This is a genomic window from Lactobacillus sp. C449L (assembly GCF_059900815.1).
The window spans coordinates 1-452 of the sequence record NZ_JBWXGA010000240.1 but is presented as its reverse complement, the minus strand read 5'-3'; the positions used below and the strand labels follow the sequence as shown (position 1 = coordinate 452).

Genomic DNA, 452 nt, shown 5'->3' with positions numbered 1-452 from the left:
AGGCTGCGCATTGTCGGCGGTGTAATGGTGAACGGCAAGCTGGTAGAGAAGCGCACCGAGTTCTCCAGGTATGTCGTGGTCGAGAATAAAGTGACCTTCAAGGACATCGCGTCGGTGGAGGCGTGGGCAGGCCGCCAAATCCAGGTTGTTGCGGCCAAGGGAGCCATTAACGGCAAGGCGGCGGGCGTATTCGCACCGGGGGACAAAGTCACCCGCGCCGAGTTTGCGAAGATGTTGATCGGCGCCCTGGATCTCGAGATCAATTCGGCGACGGAAAACTTCCTCGATGTGAAAGGAACGGAATGGTTTGCCTCCTATGTGGCTGCCGCGGCGAAGCAAGGGATCATCACCGGACGTCCGGAGAGAATCTTCTCGCCGAACGCAACGATTACCCGCGCCGAGATGGCGGCCATGATCAGCCGGGCGGTGAAGGTGACGGCAGGCGCGAAGGA

The 452-nt window shown here is 60.2% G+C and carries 1 protein-coding gene; it reads left to right on the top strand.

Annotation, left to right across the window (positions count from 1 at the left end; translation table 11 throughout):
- Positions 1–24: 24 nt before the first annotated feature.
- A partial coding sequence (locus AC2JF9_RS09220) for an S-layer homology domain-containing protein (protein WP_500727171.1) occupies positions 25–452 on the top strand: 428 nt, incomplete at its 3' end.